The sequence below is a fragment of the Pseudoxanthomonas sp. genome (assembly GCF_027498035.1).
Taxonomy (GTDB): Bacteria; Pseudomonadota; Gammaproteobacteria; order Xanthomonadales; family Xanthomonadaceae; genus Pseudoxanthomonas_A.
In genome coordinates, this window is the sequence record NZ_CP114978.1 from 468,713 (window position 1) to 485,838 (window position 17,126).

18 protein-coding genes are annotated in these 17,126 nt (G+C 67.7%); 3 read left to right on the forward strand and 15 right to left on the reverse strand.

Annotated features, from left to right (window positions below; translation table 11 throughout):
• Positions 1-9 precede the first annotated feature (9 nt).
• Both pfkB and ptsP read right to left on the reverse strand, forming a co-directional pair.
• Positions 10-966, reverse strand: a complete 957-nt coding sequence (gene pfkB / locus O8I58_RS02200; RefSeq protein WP_298320296.1) for a 1-phosphofructokinase — start codon at positions 964-966, stop codon at positions 10-12.
• Positions 963-3,497, reverse strand: coding sequence for a phosphoenolpyruvate--protein phosphotransferase (gene ptsP / locus O8I58_RS02205; protein WP_298320298.1), 2,535 nt, complete (start codon positions 3,495-3,497; stop codon positions 963-965). Before ptsP ends, pfkB begins: the two co-directional genes overlap by 4 nt.
• A 134-nt stretch (positions 3,498-3,631) precedes the next feature.
• Here ptsP and O8I58_RS02210 point away from each other — a divergent pair, with 134 nt between their 5' ends.
• Complete coding sequence (locus O8I58_RS02210) at positions 3,632-4,618, forward strand: LacI family DNA-binding transcriptional regulator (RefSeq protein WP_298320300.1); 987 nt, start codon at positions 3,632-3,634, stop codon at positions 4,616-4,618.
• Positions 4,619-4,630: 12 nt separating this feature from the next.
• Here the strand turns inward: O8I58_RS02210 and O8I58_RS02215 are convergent, their stop codons facing one another.
• The 13 genes from O8I58_RS02215 to asnS all read right to left on the reverse strand — a co-directional run bounded on the left by O8I58_RS02215 (position 4,631) and on the right by asnS (position 15,936).
• Positions 4,631-5,992: an FAD-dependent oxidoreductase gene (locus O8I58_RS02215; protein WP_298320302.1), complete on the reverse strand. Its 1,362-nt coding sequence runs from the start codon at positions 5,990-5,992 to the stop codon at positions 4,631-4,633.
• Positions 5,993-6,025: 33 nt separating this feature from the next.
• Positions 6,026-7,300: a kynureninase gene (gene kynU / locus O8I58_RS02220; protein WP_298320304.1), complete on the reverse strand. Its 1,275-nt coding sequence runs from the start codon at positions 7,298-7,300 to the stop codon at positions 6,026-6,028.
• 72 nt (positions 7,301-7,372) lie between these two features.
• Complete coding sequence (locus tag O8I58_RS02225) at positions 7,373-9,490, reverse strand: FUSC family protein (RefSeq protein ID WP_298322658.1); 2,118 nt, start codon at positions 9,488-9,490, stop codon at positions 7,373-7,375.
• A 19-nt stretch (positions 9,491-9,509) separates the two neighbouring features.
• The gene (locus tag O8I58_RS02230) at positions 9,510-10,040 is read right to left on the reverse strand and encodes a 3-hydroxyanthranilate 3,4-dioxygenase (protein WP_298320306.1); all 531 of its coding nucleotides are present in this window, start codon (positions 10,038-10,040) and stop codon (positions 9,510-9,512) included.
• A gap of 41 nt (positions 10,041-10,081) precedes the next feature.
• Positions 10,082-10,747, reverse strand: a complete 666-nt coding sequence (can, locus tag O8I58_RS02235; RefSeq protein ID WP_298320308.1) for a carbonate dehydratase — start codon at positions 10,745-10,747, stop codon at positions 10,082-10,084.
• 36 nt (positions 10,748-10,783) lie between these two features.
• Entirely contained in the window at positions 10,784-11,596 is an 813-nt protein-coding gene (nei, locus tag O8I58_RS02240) for an endonuclease VIII (protein WP_298320310.1), read from the reverse strand.
• A 65-nt stretch (positions 11,597-11,661) separates the two neighbouring features.
• Entirely contained in the window at positions 11,662-12,165 is a 504-nt protein-coding gene (locus tag O8I58_RS02245; protein ID WP_298320312.1) for a GNAT family N-acetyltransferase, read from the reverse strand.
• 47 nt (positions 12,166-12,212) lie between these two features.
• Positions 12,213-13,001, reverse strand: coding sequence for an SDR family oxidoreductase (locus O8I58_RS02250; protein WP_298320314.1), 789 nt, complete (start codon positions 12,999-13,001; stop codon positions 12,213-12,215).
• A gap of 19 nt (positions 13,002-13,020) precedes the next feature.
• Entirely contained in the window at positions 13,021-13,650 is a 630-nt protein-coding gene (locus O8I58_RS02255; RefSeq protein ID WP_298320315.1) for an FMN-binding negative transcriptional regulator, read from the reverse strand.
• A 6-nt stretch (positions 13,651-13,656) separates the two neighbouring features.
• The gene (locus tag O8I58_RS02260; RefSeq protein ID WP_298320317.1) at positions 13,657-13,968 is read right to left on the reverse strand and encodes a hypothetical protein; all 312 of its coding nucleotides are present in this window, start codon (positions 13,966-13,968) and stop codon (positions 13,657-13,659) included.
• A complete protein-coding gene (locus tag O8I58_RS02265; protein ID WP_298320319.1) occupies positions 13,965-14,270 on the reverse strand; it encodes a hypothetical protein in 306 nt (101 codons plus the stop codon). The genes O8I58_RS02260 and O8I58_RS02265 overlap by 4 nt, the downstream gene beginning before the upstream one ends.
• Positions 14,267-14,533, reverse strand: coding sequence for a hypothetical protein (locus tag O8I58_RS02270; protein WP_298320321.1), 267 nt, complete (start codon positions 14,531-14,533; stop codon positions 14,267-14,269). Before O8I58_RS02270 ends, O8I58_RS02265 begins: the two co-directional genes overlap by 4 nt.
• Before the next feature lie 2 nt (positions 14,534-14,535).
• Positions 14,536-15,936, reverse strand: a complete 1,401-nt coding sequence (asnS, locus tag O8I58_RS02275; RefSeq protein ID WP_298320322.1) for an asparagine--tRNA ligase — start codon at positions 15,934-15,936, stop codon at positions 14,536-14,538.
• Between the two features lie 148 nt (positions 15,937-16,084).
• Between asnS and O8I58_RS02280 the strand changes: the two genes are divergently transcribed.
• A complete protein-coding gene (locus O8I58_RS02280) occupies positions 16,085-16,423 on the forward strand; it encodes a HesB/IscA family protein (RefSeq protein WP_298320324.1) in 339 nt (112 codons plus the stop codon).
• A gap of 268 nt (positions 16,424-16,691) precedes the next feature.
• Positions 16,692-17,120, forward strand: coding sequence for a 30S ribosomal protein S6 (gene rpsF / locus O8I58_RS02285; protein ID WP_298320325.1), 429 nt, complete (start codon positions 16,692-16,694; stop codon positions 17,118-17,120).
• The last annotated feature ends 6 nt before the right edge of the window (positions 17,121-17,126 follow it).

Consider the following 17,126-nt stretch of genomic DNA (forward strand, 5'->3'; position numbering starts at 1 on the left):
GGCAAGGGGTCAAGCCAGCGGCTCGATCAGCACGTCGTCGGCCCAGCGGCGGACCTGGGCTGGGTCGAGTTGGCGCTGGTCGCCGCTTTCCAGCCGGCTCATCGAAAAGGCAGTGGCCAGCCGCGCGCAGGCGGCCAGTTCGAAGCGGGGCACCAGCAGCGAAGCGGCCAGGCCAGCGACCATCGCGTCGCCGGCGCCGACCGTGCTGCCGCGGGCCAGCCGCGGTGGTCGCGCCACCAGTGCGCCGTGGGCGTCGACGAACAGCGCACCATCGGCACCCATCGAAACCACCACCAGGGCGATGCCGCGGTTGACCAGCGCATGCGCTGCCGCCAGCAGGTCGGCGCGCTCCGGTAGCGCGCTGCCGGTCCAGGCTTCCAGCTCGTGCCGGTTGGGCTTGACCGCATACGGCAAGGCGCCGGCCTGGGTATTCAGGGCCGCGGCGAGCGCCGGGCCACTGGTGTCCAGCAGGACCCGTGCACCGGCCGCCGCGGCCTGGGCCTGCAGGCGGGCCCAGGCCGTCTCCGGCAGGCCGGCCGGCAGGCTGCCGGACAGCGCGACCGGCACGCCCGGCGCGAGCAGGGGCGCCAGCTGCGCGCTGACCGCATCCAGCTGGTCCGCATCCAGCTGCAGGCCGGGCAGGTTGATGTCGGTGGTCTCGTCGCCGCCGTCCTCGACCAGCTTGATGTTGGTCCGGGTCTGGCCGGGCGCGCGCAAGCAGTGGTCGGCGATGCCGCGTTGTTCGAACAGCAGGCGGAAGCTGCCGTCGTTGTCCGCGCCAAGTACGCCCGTGGCGGCGGTGGCCACGCCCCAGTCGGCCAGGCAGGCAGCGACGTTGATGCCCTTGCCGCCAGCGTCGTCACGCGCACTGCGGGCGCGGTGGACGTGGCCTGGTTGCAACCGATCCAGGCGCACGGTCTGGTCGATGGCCGGGTTGAGGGTGACGGTGACGGCGTGCGGGGTCATGCCTGCTCCTGTTCCAGGGCGCGGACCTGTGCGGCGTCCTCGCAGGCCAGCGCCTTGCCGGCCAGGACCTGCAGATCGGCCAATGAGGCCGCGCGCAGGCGCGACTTCACGCCGGGAAGGTCGTTGGGGGTCATCGACAATTCGTCCACGCCCAGCCCAGCCAGCAGGGCCGCGCCGAACGGATCGCCAGCCAGGCCGCCGCAGACGCCGACCCAACGGCCGTGCAGGCGCGCGCCATCGACGGTGGCACGGATCGCGCGCAGCACGGCGGGATGCAGGCTGTCGGCCTCGGCGGCCAGCTCCGGGTTCTGGCGGTCGATGGCCAGCACGTACTGGGTCAGGTCGTTGGTGCCGATCGAGAAGAAATCGGCGTGGCGGGCCAGCACGTCGGCCTGGGCGGCGGCGGCCGGCACCTCGATCATGATGCCGATCTCCACCTGCGGCGCGTCCAGCGCGACGCGGATGCGTTCGCAGATCGCGCGCAGCGCGACCAGCTCGGGTACCGAGGTGATCATCGGGAACATGATCGACAGCCGTGCGCCGTCCCGAGCGGCGCGGTACAGCGCACGCAACTGGGGTTCCAGCAGGTCCGGGCGGCGCAGCAGCAGGCGCGCGCCGCGCACGCCGAGGAAGGGGTTTTCCTCGCGTGGCAGATCCAGGTGCGCGACCTGCTTGTCGCCGCCGATGTCCAGCGCCCGCACGATCAGCGACCGGCCGTCCAGCGCTTCGGCCATGGCCTTGTAAATGGCGTACTGCTCGTCTTCGTCCGGGGTGCTGGCGCGTTCCAGGAACAGGAACTCGGTACGCATCAGGCCGACGCCTTCGGCACCCTGTTCAAGCGCCATCGGAACCTGTTCGGGCAGGTTGACGTTGGCGCCGATGTCGATGCGGTGGCCGTCGCGGGTGCAGGCGGGCTGGGCGCGCTGGGCGGCTTCGTGTTCGCGGATGCGCTGCTGCTCGGCGATATGCGCGCGGGCCGAGGCCAGGTCGGCGTCGGAAGGGCTCAGGTACAGGCGGCCGCTGCTGCCGTCCAGGATGGCGGGTGTGCCTGCGGCGACGGCCAGCAGGTCGGCGCCACCGGCCACCAGCGCGGGCAGGCCCAGGGTGCGCGACAGGATCGCGGTATGCGAGGTCGGCCCGCCCTGTGCGGTGGCCAGGCCAAGCACGCGCGCGGTATCCAGGTTGGCGGTCTCGGAGGGCGACAGGTCGCTGGCGAGCAGGATGCAGGGGGCGTCCGGAAGATCAGCCAGGCCACCACCGGCGGCGGCCGGGTCCAGCTGGCCCAGCACCCGGCGGCCCACGTCGCGCAGGTCGGCCGCGCGACCGGCCAGGACCGGGTTGCCCAGCGCCGCCAGCCCTGAGGCGATCTGTTCGATGGCCTGGTGCCAGGACCATGCGACGCCGTGGCCTTCGACCATCAGCTGGCAGGTGCGGGTGATCAGGTCGGTGTCGCCGAGCAATGCGGCCTGGGCCTTGAAGATGGCCGCATCGGATGCGCCGAGCCGGCGCCGGGTGCTGTCTTCGAGGGCGGCCAGCTGCTGGCCGGTGCGTGACAGTGCGTCCTGCAGCTTGGCACCGCCTTCGCCGAGCGGGGCCGGCCGGTCGACGATCTCTTCCTGGCTGCCGCGCAGCAGGAAGACTGGGCCGATGGCCAATCCGGGGCTTGCCCCCAGGCCGACGACCGCGGGCGTGGCGTCGGGTGGCGTCCAGCCGGAGACCGGCGCTGCCTTGCGTTGCGCGGCACGCTCGGCGTCGGCTTTTTCCTGCGCTGTCAGCCCATCCATGGCCTTGCGCAGGGCGCTCAGCAAGGCCGGGGCGTCGTGGCCTTCGGCCGAAACGGTGATGGCGTCACCCTGGCGCAGTCCCAGCTGGAGCAGGCCGACCAGGCTCTTGGCATCGGCCGCCTGATCACCGGCACGGACCTGGGCGCGGGCGCTGAATCCGCCCGCGGTTTCGGCCCAGCGGGTAGCCGGCCGGGCATGCAGGCCGTTGGGGTAGGCGATGGTCCAGTCGAAATGCTCGGCCAGGTCGCTGGCGACCGTGCCGCCTGGCGCCGCCGGGACGTCCCCGGACAGCGCCTGGACGATGTCCGATGCCTGGGTGGTCACGAACAGGCGCTGCAGTGCGGCCTCGTCCTGGATCAGGCGGGTCAGGCGCCGCAGCAGGGTGATGTGGGTGTCAGACTGGGCCGCGATGCCGATGACCAGCCGGGTGACCTGGCCCGGATTCCATTCCACGCCTTCGGGCAGCTGGAGCACGGCGATCCCGTCGCGGCGGACCAGGTGCCGGTCGTCGCCCACCCCGTGCGGAATCGCCACGCCGTGGCCCAGGAACGTGTTGGCCAGCTGTTCGCGGCGGCCCATGCTGGCTTCATAGCCGGGCGCGACGCAGCCCGAGGCGACCAGCAATTGCGCGGCCTGGGCGATGGCATCGGCCTTGTCGCGAGCCCGTGCATCCAGGCGGACCAGTTCGGGACTGATGGGGGCGGTGGCGGGCAGGGATGACAAGGCAGACTCCGGGGGGTAGTGCATCAGGGTTGTATTGGGAACGTTCCCAATCAGGATTTCAATGTGCAGTGCACAAAATCCGCCTAATCAATTGGGGTTAGCATGTGTGGAAACGCAGGTCATCCCGGGATCGGGCATTTGATTTGGGAACGTTTCCATTGAGTATCAGCATCAACGATGTCGCAGATGCGGCCGGGGTTTCCAAATCCACGGTCTCGCGGGTCATTGCCGGCGGCTCGGTCAGTAGCGAGGTTCGTGCCCGGGTGGAAGCAGCGATCCGCCAGACCGGTTACCGCCCCAACCTGCAGGCGCGACGGTTGCGCTCGCGCCACACCGGCATCGTCGGGGTGATCGTGGCCGACATCCGCAACCCGTTCTTCACCGCCCTGATCGGGGCCGTCGAAGAGGCCGCCTATCGCGCGGGGCTGCGCGTCACCTTGTGCAATACCGATGAGGACCCGGAGCGCGAGGCGCTATACCTGCAGCTGATGCAGGAGGAGCGGGTCAGTGGCCTGATCTTCGCCCCGACCCGCACGACCATCGGCTGCCTTGACGGGTTGCCGCAGGACTTCCCGGCGGTGCTGGTGGACCGCGCTGGCGCAGGTGGGCGTCACGATGCGGTGGTCCTGGACAACGCAGCAGCGACTACGACCCTGGTCTCGCACCTGGTCGAGCGGGGCTATCGCAGGATTGGCGGGGTGTTCGGCAGCACCAGCAATACCGCGTCCGAGCGCCGCGATGGCTATCTTGCCGCGATGCAGGCGCACGGCCTGGCCGCGGACTACCGCGAGGTGGCGCCGCAGGCCGAGGCGGCCGAAGACGCGGTGGGCCAGTGGTTGCGCGGACCCACCGCGCCCGAGGCGATCCTGGCCAGCAACAGCCTGTTGACCATGGGCACGTTGCGGGCCGCGCGTTCGGTGGGGCTGCGGATTCCCGACGACCTGGCCCTGGCCGGTTTCGACAACGAGCGCTGGACCGAGCTGGTCGCGCCGGGCATCACGGTGATCGAACAGCCGGTCGAGGACATGGGCCGTGCGGCCGTGGCCCTGATGCTGGACCGGATGCGCGCCCCCGACCTGGCCGTGCGTCGGCTGGTGTTGTCCGGTCGTTGCATCGTGCGGGGCTCGACCGACGCGCGGACCTGAGCGCGTTGCGGGTCAGGGCACCTGCAGCGGCGGCAGGCGTTCGTGCACCGTCCGGGCAAGGGCGTCCAGGTCGATCTGCGCAAGATCGGCATGTCCGCGCGTGGCCTGCTGCAGGAGTTCGCGCTGGATCTGGCTGCGTTCCAGCGCCACCGCGTACGGAATGCGCATGAAGGTGACCATCGTGTAGTGCGGCACGAAACGGTCCGGGTGGCGCTGCTGCAAGACTTGCTCCAGCTGGCGTTGCAGCAGGAAATCCGCATCGTCCACGCGGTCGCGCATCTCGGTATAGTTCTCCAGCGCCATCGCCTGGATCGCGGCGGCGTTGGGTTTGCGCTCGGCTTCGAAGGCGGCGAAGGCGCTGGCCAGGTTGTCGCGCGCTTCCAGTTGCGCGGCCAGCGCCACGCAGTCTTCGAACGCGCAGTTCATGCCCTGGCCGTGGAACGGCACCATCGCGTGCGCCGCATCGCCCAGCAGCACCGCGCGATCGCCCAGGTGCCAGCGGTCCAGGTACAGCGTGCCGAGCAGGCCCGGCGGGTGGTGTTCCCAGTCACGTTCCAGGTGCGGGATCAGCGGCAGCGCATCGGCGAAGTCGCGTTCGAACAGCGCGCGCGCCTCCGCGCCGCTGCGCACGTTGGCAAAACTGGTCGGCCCCTCGTTCGGCAGGAACAGGGTGACGGTGAAGGTGCCTGCGTCATTGGGCAGGGCGATGCACATGTAGTCGCCGCGCGGCCAGATGTGCAGGGCATTGGCTTCGATCTGGAAGCGGCCGTCGGCGCCTGGCGGGATTTCCAGTTCCTTGTACGAATGCCCCAGGAATTCACCGCGCTCGCCCAGCGGGCTGGCCCGGTTCATCGCCGCGCGCAGTGCCGAGCCCGCGCCATCGGCGCCGATCAGCGTGTCGAAGCGGATGTCATGCGGCGAGTCGTCGCGGTCGTCGATGAAACGCGCATAGCCAGCCGGGAAATCGACCGTGTGCAGGCGCCGGTAGAAGTGGATCTTCGCGCCGGCGCTTTCAGCCAGGTCGAGCAGGGTGATGTTGAGGTCGGCGCGATGGATCGACCAGATCACCTCGCTGTCGTCGCGGCCGTAGCGCTGCAGCTGCTCGCCGCCACCGGCGAAGTGGACCATGCGTCCGCGCATCATCACCGCGCGCGCCATTACCGCGTCTTCGGCATCGGCCTGGCGCAGCGCATGGCGGCCGCGTTCGGCCAGGGCCAGGTTGATCGAACGGCCGGATTCATAGCCATTGACCCGTGGATCGCCACGGCGTTCGTAAACGGTGACGTCCCAGCCTTTGCGTGAGAGCAGGATGGCGAGCAGGCTGCCGGCCAGGCCGGCGCCGATGATGGTGATGGCGCGCGAGGATGCGTTCAATGCGATGTCTTCGGGGAAGGGGCGCGGCTGCGGTCAGACGCCGCGCCAGGTCTCCACTTCCTCGACGAAGCGGTAGATGTCCTTGAAGCTGTTGTACAGCGGCACCGGCGAGATGCGGATCACGTCCGGTTCGCGCCAGTCGCCCAGCACGCCGACCGAGACCAGGTAGTCGAACAGCTCGCGGCCTTGTTCGCGGCCACCGGCCACGCGCAGCGAGAGCTGGCAGCCGCGGCGTTCGGGCTCGGCCGGGGTGATGATTTCCAGCGTGTCCAGCAGGCGTGCTTCGATCAGCTCTTCCAGGAAGCTGGTGAGCTTTTCCGACTTGGCCCGCAACGCGGCCATGCCGCCGGCCTTGTCGACCAGCTCCAGCGAGGCCAGCAGCGGCGCCAGCGCCAGCACCGGCGGATTGCTCAGCTGCCAGCCTTCGGCGCCAGGCGTGGGCTTGAACTCGGGCGCCATCAGGAAACGGGTTTCCTTTTCGTGGCCCCACCAGCCGGCAAAACGCGGCAGGTCGGCCTGCGCATGGCGCTGGTGCACGAAGGCACCGGCGACCGCGCCCGGACCGGCGTTGAGGTATTTGTAGTGGCACCACACCGCGAAGTCTGCATCGGCGTCGTGCAGGGCCAGCGGCAGGTTGCCCACGGCGTGGGCCAGGTCGAAGCCGACCGTCGCGCCAGCGGCATGCGCCAGGCGGGCGATTTCGGTCAGGTCGAATGCCTGGCCGGTGCGGTACTGGATGCCCGGCCAGAGCACCAGGGCGACGCGTTGGCCGTGTTCGGCAATGGCGCGCTCGATGGCGGCCATCGAAATGGTGCCTTCGGCTTCGTCCGGCTGGACCTCGATCAGGTCGGTGTCCGGGTTGAAGCCGTGGAAGCGGATCTGCGATTCCACCGCGTGGCGGTCGGACGGGAACGCGCCGGCTTCGATCAGGATCGCAGGCCGTTGTGACGTGGGACGGTAGAAGCTGACCATCATGAAGTGCAGGTTGGCGGTCAGCGTGTTCATCGCCACTACTTCGCCCGGTAGCGCGCCGACGATGCGGGCCAGCGGCTCGCGCACCTGCTCGTGGTAGGTCATCCACTGTGCCTGGCCGCGGAAGTGGCCTTCCACCGCTTCGTGCGCCCACTTGTCCAGCACCTGTTCGACCGCCTTGCGCGCGCCCTTGGGTTGCAGTCCCAGCGAGTTGCCGCAGAAATACGCCTGGTCGGTGTGCTTGTGCCTGGGTAGCAGGAACTCATGACGGAAGCCGCGCAGCGGATCGGCAGCGTCCAGTGCGATGGCATGGGTGCGGGAAAGCGCGTGGGTCATTGCAGTGGTTCTGTCTGGACGTGGGTCGAAAGGGACGCAGGGAACGTGCCATCTCCAGCGTGGCCGGGCAGTCTACCCGGCGACCGTGCCGGTCACCGTGGCCGCCGTCCTGTTTCCCGGTGTGCTGCTTCGGCGCAGTAGATGGGTCAGGGTATCCAGGCTGTCTGCGATGCGGTCTGCCGCATCCAGCAGGGCGGCACTGACATCATCGGTGTGTGGGATCGCTTCGGCCAGCCTGCGTTCGTAGGGGCGCAATGCAGGGATCTCGGAGAACTTGCCGGTCTGGCGCAGGTAGCGCACCTGGGCGCCCAGGGTCTGGTCGACGGCGGCGCTGAAGCTGGTCAGTTCCGGCCGTGCAGGCAGGTGTCCGCCCTCGCGCAGTTGCGCTTCCAGGATGAGCGGCGCGCGCATCAGGCGCGTGGCATTGGCCAACAGCGACTCGGCCAGTTCGGCCTCGCCGCGGTTGCCCTTGCGACGGGGTTCGGCGCGTAGCCGGTCGATCGAGGCACGGACATTGGTCCGTGCCACGCGGGCGGTGCCACGGGTCTCGTCCAGCACGTCCACCCGCCCGGCCAGCAATGCGCTGAGATGGCGCTGGTCGGCCTCCAGCAGGGCGGCCACCGTCCCGCGCCCGCGACTGCCCTCCCAGGTGGGCCACAATGCATAGGCGACCATCGCCACCGCGCTGCCGATCAGGGTGGCCAGGACGCGGTCCAGCAGTGCGGTTTCCGGCGCATATCCTTCGAAGGACAGCATCAGCACCACCATGCTGGTCAGCAGCATGACGGCCAGGCCGTAGTTCACCTGGGTGGTCAGCCGGAATCCGAAGCAGAACACCCAGAACAGCAGCAGCCGGACCACCGAGCCATCCATCGCGTAGTGGATCAGCGCCGTGCCGGCGACCAGGCCTGCCAGGGTGCCGGCCATGCGCCCGGCACCGAAGGTGAGGGTGGCGCCGAAGTCGGGCTTGAGCACGATGGCCGTGGTCATGGGGACCCAGACGCCATGCGGGATCTGCAGCGTGCGTTCGAGCAGCAGTGCCACCACCAGGCTCACGGCACAGCGCACGGCATGGCGGAAGGCGACCGAGGACCACTTGAGGTTCGCTTTCAGCGTGACCCAGGCCGAGTTTGGCCGTAGTGCGCGCGGCAGGCGCGCTTCGGCCTGCTGGGCGTTGATCTGGCCCTGGCTGCTGGCCCAGTAGCTGTTGCGCACCAGGGCGCGTAGTTGACCAGCCAGGCCTGCGGCGCGGCCGACGGCCAGCTGCAGCAGGCGTCGGTCGCGCAGGCCGGTCGCCGCGGCGGCGGCCTCGCGCAGCGCCACGGCCTGGGTCTGCACTGCGACCAGCCCGCCCTCTGCGGCTGTGGGGGCGGCCGGTTCGCGCATGCTCTGGGACAGATGGTCCAGCACCAGCGCCGCCTGTTTGAGCAGCAGCTCGATGCGTTCGCCTGCGCCGGCATCGTCCAGCCGCGCATGGACATCGGCTAATGCCAGCAGGTCCACGCGGACCCGTTCGCACAGTTCGGCCATGATCCGGAACGATTGCAGCGCCACGCCGCGGGTGTGGTGCTGGCCATGCAGCAGTACCAATGCATCCTGGGCGGCCTGCATGGTCGGCGATGGCTGGCTGGCATCGGGACGTGTGCGCGCGGTGATGGCCAGCTGCTGCAGGATCGTGGCCAGTGCGAAGCGCTCGGGACGGTAGCGCTGCAGTGGCCAGGCAGCCACCGCCATGAGCATTTGCAACAGGCCACCGGAAAAGATCAGTAATGCGATGCCCGGTGCCTGCGCAGCGCCCAGGTGCATGTTGGCGCAGATCATCAGCAGGATCATGCTGGCCAGGCCATTGCGCGTGGCCAGCGGGCCCAGCGCCACTGCCAGCCCGCCACAGAAACCCACCGCCAGCACCGCCAGCGTCAGCGGCGCCGTGTAATCGCCCAGCAGCACGCCCAGCCCGCCGGAGGTACCAGCGATGGCTGCAGTCAGCAGCATCCGCCGCATGCGCAGGCCGTAGGCGCCGGGCTGGTCCGAGGACATGGTCTGCAGCGCGCCGGTGGCCACGCCCAGGCCGATGGCTGGTGCGCCCAGCCACACACCCAGTGCCAGTGGCGCGAACACCGCGAACGAATTGCGCAGGGCGACCCGCACCGGCACGTCGCGCGGTTTCAGGCGGAGCAGGGTACGCAGGATCGGGGACACGACGACCGGCTCAGGTGTCCGGCATCACGTAGCGGTCTGGAGCCGGATTGACGTGGCCGCAGGCCGTGCAGGTGCGGTGTTCAAGCGAGGCGTAGAAGCGGTCGAACACCGGCGGGAAGTCGGTCTCGATATTGCGCAGGTGGAAGAATTCTTCGTAAAGCTTGTGGTTGCAGGCCTCGCAGAACCACAGCAGGCCATCATCTTCATGCGGCAGGCGCCGGCGTTCGACCACCAGCCCGACCGAGCCTTCCATGCGTTGCGGTGAATGCGGCACCCGCGGCGGCAGCAGGAAGATCTCACCGGCGTTGATCGGGATGTCGCGTGCGGCGCCGTCCTCCTGGATCTTCAGCACCATCTGGCCTTCCAGCTGGTAGAACCACTCCGGGCCTTCGTCCCAGTGATAGTCGGTGCGGCTGTTCGGCCCGCCCACCACCATCACGATGAAGTCGCCCGCGTAGATCACCTTGTTGCCCACCGGCGGCTTGAGCAGGTGCCGGTGTTCCTCGATCCAGGCCTGCAGGTTGAGCGGGGCGGGCAGCATGGGGTTCCTCCGCGGAACGTGGTGCGTGGAAGGCGTGCCGGTTATTCGTCGCGCTTGCCCGACACCGGCATCGAGGCCAGCGCACGGTCGTAGGCGGGTTGCAGGTCTTCGGGTGCCGCCACGTCCATGCCCAGCTCGCGGACCCGGCCATCGGACAGGCTGTAGCACCAGCCATGCACGGATACTGCCTGGCCGCGCGACCAGGCATCCTGGATCACGGTGGTGTGGCAGACGTTGGCGACCTGTTCGATCACGTTGAGTTCGCACAGGCGGGCCAGGCGCAGGGCTTCGGTGCCGACCTTGTGCAGGCGCTCGGCGTGCTTGCCGAAGACATCGCCCACGTGGCGCAGCCAGTTGTCCACCAGGCCCACGCGGCGGCCGGTCATGCTGGCCTGGATGCCACCGCAGCCGTAGTGGCCGACGATCAGGATGTGCTCGACCTTCAGTACGTCCACCGCGAACTGGATGGTGGACAGGCAGTTGAGGTCGCTATGCACCACCAGGTTAGCCACGTTGCGGTGGACGAACACTTCGCCTGGGTCCAGGCCCAGGATCTGGTTGGCCGGCACGCGCGAATCGGAGCAGCCGATCCACAGGTAGCGCGGTGACTGCTGTTTGGAGAGGCGTTCGAAGAAGCCGGGATCTTCCTGCTTGATCCGGTCGGCCCATTCACGGTTGTTGCGCAGCAGATCGTCGAGTTCACTCATGGCCCGATTATTGCAGATGCGCGCGACACGGGGCCGCTACTGCTGGCAATGCGGGCAGTCGTACAGGCGGCGCCCGGCCAGCTCGCGCCGGCGGATCACTGTGCCGCAGTCCTGGCACGGCTCACCGGCCAGATCGAAGGCTTTGAAGGCGAAGCCGTCCGGGGTATCGGTGATGTAGTCGGCCTTCATGCCCGCTGCCTTGCGGATGCCGCGGCTGCGATAGCTGCGGCGCGGCACGTCCAGCAAGGCCTTGGCCAGCAGGTTGCGTTCGTCGACCGACAGGCCGGCCGCATCGCGGGTCGGCGCGATCCCGGCTTCGAACAGCACTTCCGAACGCAGGTAGTTGCCCATGCCCGCCAGGAAACCCTGGTCCAGCAGCAGCGCCGCCAGCGACATGCGCAGGAAGCGCGGTTCCTGCAGGCGTCGGGCCACCGCTGCGGCGGTCAGGCGCTTGTCCAGCACGTCAGGCCCCAGCCTGGACAGGAACGGATGCCTGGCCAGATCCGCGTTCTTCCACAGCGCGATGTCCGATGCCGAATACAACAGGATCGCGGCGTCCTGCGTTTCCAGCACCACGCGCAGGCTGCGCTTGGTTTCCGGGCGCTCGCCGGCCCTGGCGATCTGCCACACGCCATAGAGCTGGTTGTGGGTGTACAGCGTGGTGCCGTTGTCGAAACGGGTCAGCATCGCCTTGCCATGGGTGTCGATGGCGGTGATCCGGCAGCCGACCAGCTCCGGCGCCCTGGCCTTCAATGCAGGTGGGTAGAACCAGACTGCTTCGAGCGGCTGGTGGCCAACGGCCTTGAACAGGCGGTCGGCGGCGCGGCGGATTTCGGGACCTTCAGGCATCGGGCTTGGTTCGATGGAACAACTGAGGAGCGGAATGTCCCGGTACTACCCATGCCGACAGTCATTCAGTCCGGCACATGAAGGCTCCGGCGATAGTGGTCGAACGCGACCCCGCGAAACTTTCCGGAGGTCATCACCGCAGATCCAACGCGGGTAAAGCCGTTCTTCTCCAGCACCTTGATCGAGCCTGTGTTCTTCGTGAGGCAGGTGCTGTTGAAGATGCAGAGATTCAATCGATCAACCCCATGGGTCATTGCCAGCGCGACGGCCCTGGTGCCGAAGCCCCGTGATTGCCAATCGTGGGCGATCCAGTAGTCCAGCTCGGCAGAGCGTGCCGCCATGTTGATCTTGTTGATCGAGACCAATCCCCTGAAGGCGCCAGCTTCGGTCACTGCGAAGATGCAAGCGTCCCCCGAGCTGATCCTTGGTGATACCGCCGAAAACCACTGCGCGGCGCCATCTGCAGGGTAAGGCGAAGGCACCATGCTCAACCTCCCGACTGAAGCATGCGATGCATGCTTCTGCACGTCAGCAAGGTGTCGCTCCGAAAGTGGTTCCAGCTGAATCATTCGATTGCCTTGTTCACCGTCGAGAGATTGCGCCGGGCATGCGCGTCCTAGATCGACTGCAGTCTGCCACCGTCCACCGCCAGGCTGATGCCGGTGATGTAGCTCGCGGCAGGACTGGCCAGGAACGCGATGGCCGCGGCCACCTCGGAGGCATCGGCAACGCGACGCAGGGGGACGGTTGTCGCGATGGTCTCGATCACCTGTTCGGCCGTGCCGCCGCCAGCGGCCATGCGGTCGGCGACGATGTGGTTCATGCGCGCAGTGCGGGTGAAGCCGGGCAGGACATTGTTGACGGTGATGTTGTCCGGACCCAGTTCGCGCGACAGGGTCTTGGCCCAGCCAGCGACCGCGCCGCGGGTGGTGTTGGAGACGCCCAGGTTCGGAATCGGTTCGTAGACCGAGGTGGACACCACGTTGACGATGCGGCCCCAGCCGGCCGCGCGCATGCCGGGCAGTACCGCCTGCACGCGGGCCTGGTTGGCCAGCAGGTGGTGGCGGAAGGCGGTCAGGTAGGCGTCCAGGTCGGCCTCGATGGCCTTGCCGCCGGGCGGACCGCCGCCGTTGTTGACCAGGATGTGCACCGGTCGTTCGAGTGCCAGTGCTGCCACGGTGTCGCCTAGTGCCTGGGTCTGGCCGTCGTCACCGACGCGCCAGCCGTGCACCTGGCCTTCGATCACCAGCGGCAGTTCGGAGACGACCTGTTGCAGGACCGGTTCGCGTCGCGCCAGCACCGTGACATCCGCGCCAAGCAGGGCCAGTTCGATGGCGGTGGCCTTGCCGATGCCATCGGAGGCGCCGCACACCAGGGCATGTTTGCCGGAAAGATCGAGGTCCATGCAGGGTCCTTGAAGCGGATCAGGTGGTGCTGTGCAGGCGTGCACGCATCAGGCCCGCGACTTCGCGCGCCTGAGGGTCGTCCCGTGCGACCAGATCGTCCGCGACAGCCACGATGTTGGCTTCGGGATGGTTCTGGCTGAGCTTGAACTTGAGGTCCGCCTGGGTCACCTGCAGCCGGAACCCGACGATGCCACGCAGTTGTTTCAGGTGATCGTCGCGCTCGGGCTCGAAGCGCCAGTCGCGACCGACGCGGGTTTCAAAGTGCAGGCTCAACCGCTGGACCAGGTCGGCCAGCGCGGCGGTGTCGTCGAAGGTTTCCAGCGTGCCATGCAGATGGGCGACGGCGTAGTTCCAGGTTGGCACGCGCGCGGCGGCTTCCTTGTCCGGATAGGCCGATGGCGACACATAGGCGTGCGGGCCATGCACCACGGCCAGTGCATCGCCGGTGTGGCGCGCCTGCGGGTTGGGGCGCGCCCAATGGCCTTCGATCAGGATGTGTTGCGCGTTGCGCGTGTACAGCACCGGCAGGTGGTTGACTTCCGGCAGCCCATCCGCCGCGCGGGTGATCAAGGTGACGAAAGGATCGCGCCCGATCAGGGCATCCAGCTGGCTCAGGTCGGTTTCAGCGAAGGCAGGTCGCAGGTACATCCGGGCTCAGGCGCGGCCGCCCAGCGACTGCACCATCAGCGCACGCAGGTCGGCATCGCTGTCGGCGTAGGGCGGCACGACTTCATGCAGCGAGAAGCCGCGGACCAGCGCGTCTTCCTCGTCCAGGCCGTCATAGGCGACAAACTCGGCATCGAACAATGCCGCACGGGCGCTGTCCTCGCTGTCATAGGCCAGGGTGTTGCCGTCGCTGTCCAGGACCTCGGCGGTGCCGGCTTCCAGCAGGCGCATGCGTGCCCAGATCAGGGTGTGGCCCAGGGTGGCCAGCCACCATTGGACGCGCGTGGTTTCGTCGTTCATTTCAGGATCTCGAAGGCAAGCCACAGCAGCCCGGCCATGCCCAGGCCCAGCACGATCACCATGACGGAAACCCGTGCCGGTGTTGCCAGGCCGTTGAGCGAACGGTCGTCCGCGCTGAGGTAGTCGCCGCGCATCAGCCAGGCCAGCGCGGCAGGTTTCATGAAGGCGCCCGGGCCCAGTTGCTCGGCGATGTCGGGGTGACGGTCGCGCACGTGCACCAGGGTCAATGGCCAGAAGATCACCAGCGCGCAGAAGCCCGCGATCGCCGTGGCCACGAACAACAGGGCGAAGAACAAGATCACGCCAGGATCAACCGGGATACAGCGGGTGCGAGCACCGAGCACACCGCCAGCAGGCAGGCCCAGAACAGCGGCTTGCGCAGCCCGCGCATTGCCGCACTGACCTCCGGGTCGGCCTTCATCGCCTTGGCCTTGACGCCTGCCTGCTGCTTGCGGGTGATCAGCTTCTGCAGCTGCAGGCTGCGGGCGATGCCAACCATGCCCAGCAGGAAGGCGCCCATGCCGATGATGAAGGTCACCACCTGGATGATCAGTTCCGGCGACATGCTCAGAACTCCGCGCTGCCCGGTGCGCGCGGGTACGGGATTGCGTCGCGGATGTTGCTCAGCCCGCACACGTAGACCACCAGGCGGTCGAAGCCCAGGCCGAAGCCAGCGTGCGGCACCGAACCATAACGGCGGAAATCGCGATACCAGCCGTAATGCGCCGGGTCCAGGCCGAACTGCGCCATGCGTGCGTCCAGCACATCCAGGCGCTCTTCGCGCTGGCTGCCGCCGATGATCTCGCCGATCCCGGGGGCCAGTACGTCCATTGCTGCGACGGTCTTGCCGTCGTCGTTCAGGCGCATGTAGAAGGACTTGATGTGCTCGGGATAGTTGGTCACCACCACCGGGCGGCCGACGTGTTCCTCGGTCAGCCAGCGCTCGTGCTCGGTCTGCAGGTCCAGGCCCCATTCGACCGGGAAGTCGAACTTCCTGCCCGAGGCCTGCAGCAGCTTGACCGCATCGGTGTAGTCGATGCGCTCGAACGGCGAGTTGATGAAATTCTCCAGCTTGCTGATCGCATGCTTGTCCACGCGCTCGGCGATGAAGGCCAGGTCGTCGGCACGTTCATCCAGCACCGCGCGGAACAGGTACTTGAGGAAGTCCTCGGCCAGGTCCGCATTGGCAGCCAGGTCGTTGAATGCCACTTCCGGCTCGATCATCCAGAACTCGGCCAGGTGCCGGGTGGTGTTGGAATTCTCCGCACGGAAGGTCGGGCCGAAGGTATACACCTTGCTCAGCGCCAGGGCATAGGCCTCGGCATTGAGCTGGCCGGACACGGTCAGGAAGGTTTCCTTGCCGAAGAAATCGCGGCTGAAATCCACCTCGCCCTTGGCGTCGCGGGGCAGGTTGACCATGTCCAGGGTCGAAACCCGGAACATCTGGCCTGCGCCTTCCGCATCGGAGGTGGTGATGATCGGCGTGCTGACCCAGTTGAAGCCGTTCTGGTGGTAGAACCTGTGCACCGCTTGCGACAGGCAGTTGCGGATGCGCGCCACCGCGCCGAACAGGTTGGTCCGCGGGCGCAGGTGCGCGACTTCACGCAGGAACTCCAGCGAATGCGCCTTGGGCTGGATCGGATAGGTCTCCGGGTCCTCGACCCAGCCGACCACTTCGACCGACTCGGCCTGGAGTTCGAAACTCTGGCCCTGGCCCTGCGAGGCGACCAGCGTGCCGGTCGCGATGACCGCACAGCCGGCGGTGAGGTGTTTCACCTCGGATTCGTAATTGGACAGGGTATTGGGCGCGACCACCTGGATGGGCGCAAAGCACGAACCGTCACTGACGTTGACGAAGGACAGGCCCGCCTTGGAATCGCGCCGCGTGCGCACCCAGCCACGTACCGTCACTACGCCGCCGGCCGGGAGCTTGCCCGCCAGCGCATGTTCGACGCTTACCACCGTCATGTCTTGAATCCTGGCCTGTTCGGCGCGATCTATGGAACGCGCAAGTCTACCGGTTGCCTGCGCCACGGGCACGCTCCGTTCACCTGGCGGCGCAGCCAGGCAGAACCCCGGCGCTATAATCGTCACAGCAATTTCGAAGGCACCCTCCATGGCCATCACCCTGACCCCCATCGCCCACCAGCGCGTCCAGCGCTTCGTCCAGACCACGCCCGGTGCGCTGGGGCTGCGCTTCGGCGTGACCAAGACCGGTTGCTCGGGCTGGGGGCATATCACCGACCTGGCCCGCGACCAGCGCGATGGCGACACGGTGTTCGAATACGAGGGGGTGAAGATCTTCGTGGACGCCGACAGCCTGGCGCTGGTGGACGGCACGCAGATCGACTTCGGCAAGCAGGGGCTGGGCGAGACCTTCCTGTTCAGGAATCCCAATGCCACCGCCGAATGCGGCTGCGGCGAGAGCTTCACGACCTCGGTCGACGCGGCCTGAGGCCGGGCAGGGCGCCGAGCTGCACTTTTGTAGAGCGGACCTTGGTCCGCTGCTCTTCAGTGGAGCCGGGAAAGCCCCAGCGGACCAAGGTCCGCTCTACAAACCGCCGGCACGATCCGCGCGGATTGCATGCAACTCCTTGACCTGACATAATTTCCTGCTCCCTCGGGCCGCCATGGCCGTGGGTCCCTTGCTCCACCGCATCCACGCGGGGGGCTGTCCGGCGGGTTCCACGCGGAAACCGCCTTCATCCGAAAGGAAATACAACATGCGTTTCTATGAAATCGTGTTCCTGGTCCATCCGGACCAGAGCGAGCAGGTGCCGGCCATGGTCGAGCGCTACAAGGGCATCATCGAGAGCAACAACGGCAAGATCGTGCGCCTGGAAGATTGGGGCCGTCGTCAGCTGGCCTATCCGATCCAGAACCTGGTCAAGGCCCACTACGTGCTGCTGAACGTCGAAGTCGACCAGGCCACCCTGGCCGAGCTGACCGAAACCTTCCGCTTCAATGACGCCATCCTGCGTCACCTGATCATGAAGCGCGATGGCGACGTGGCCGACACCGAGATGTCGATCATCATGAAGAGCAAGGACGAGAAGGGCGACAAGCCCGAGCGCGGCGAGCGCCGCCGTCGTGACGACGAAGGCGATGCCGCCAAGTCCGACGACGATTCCGACTCCTCCGAAGCCGCCTAAGGAACA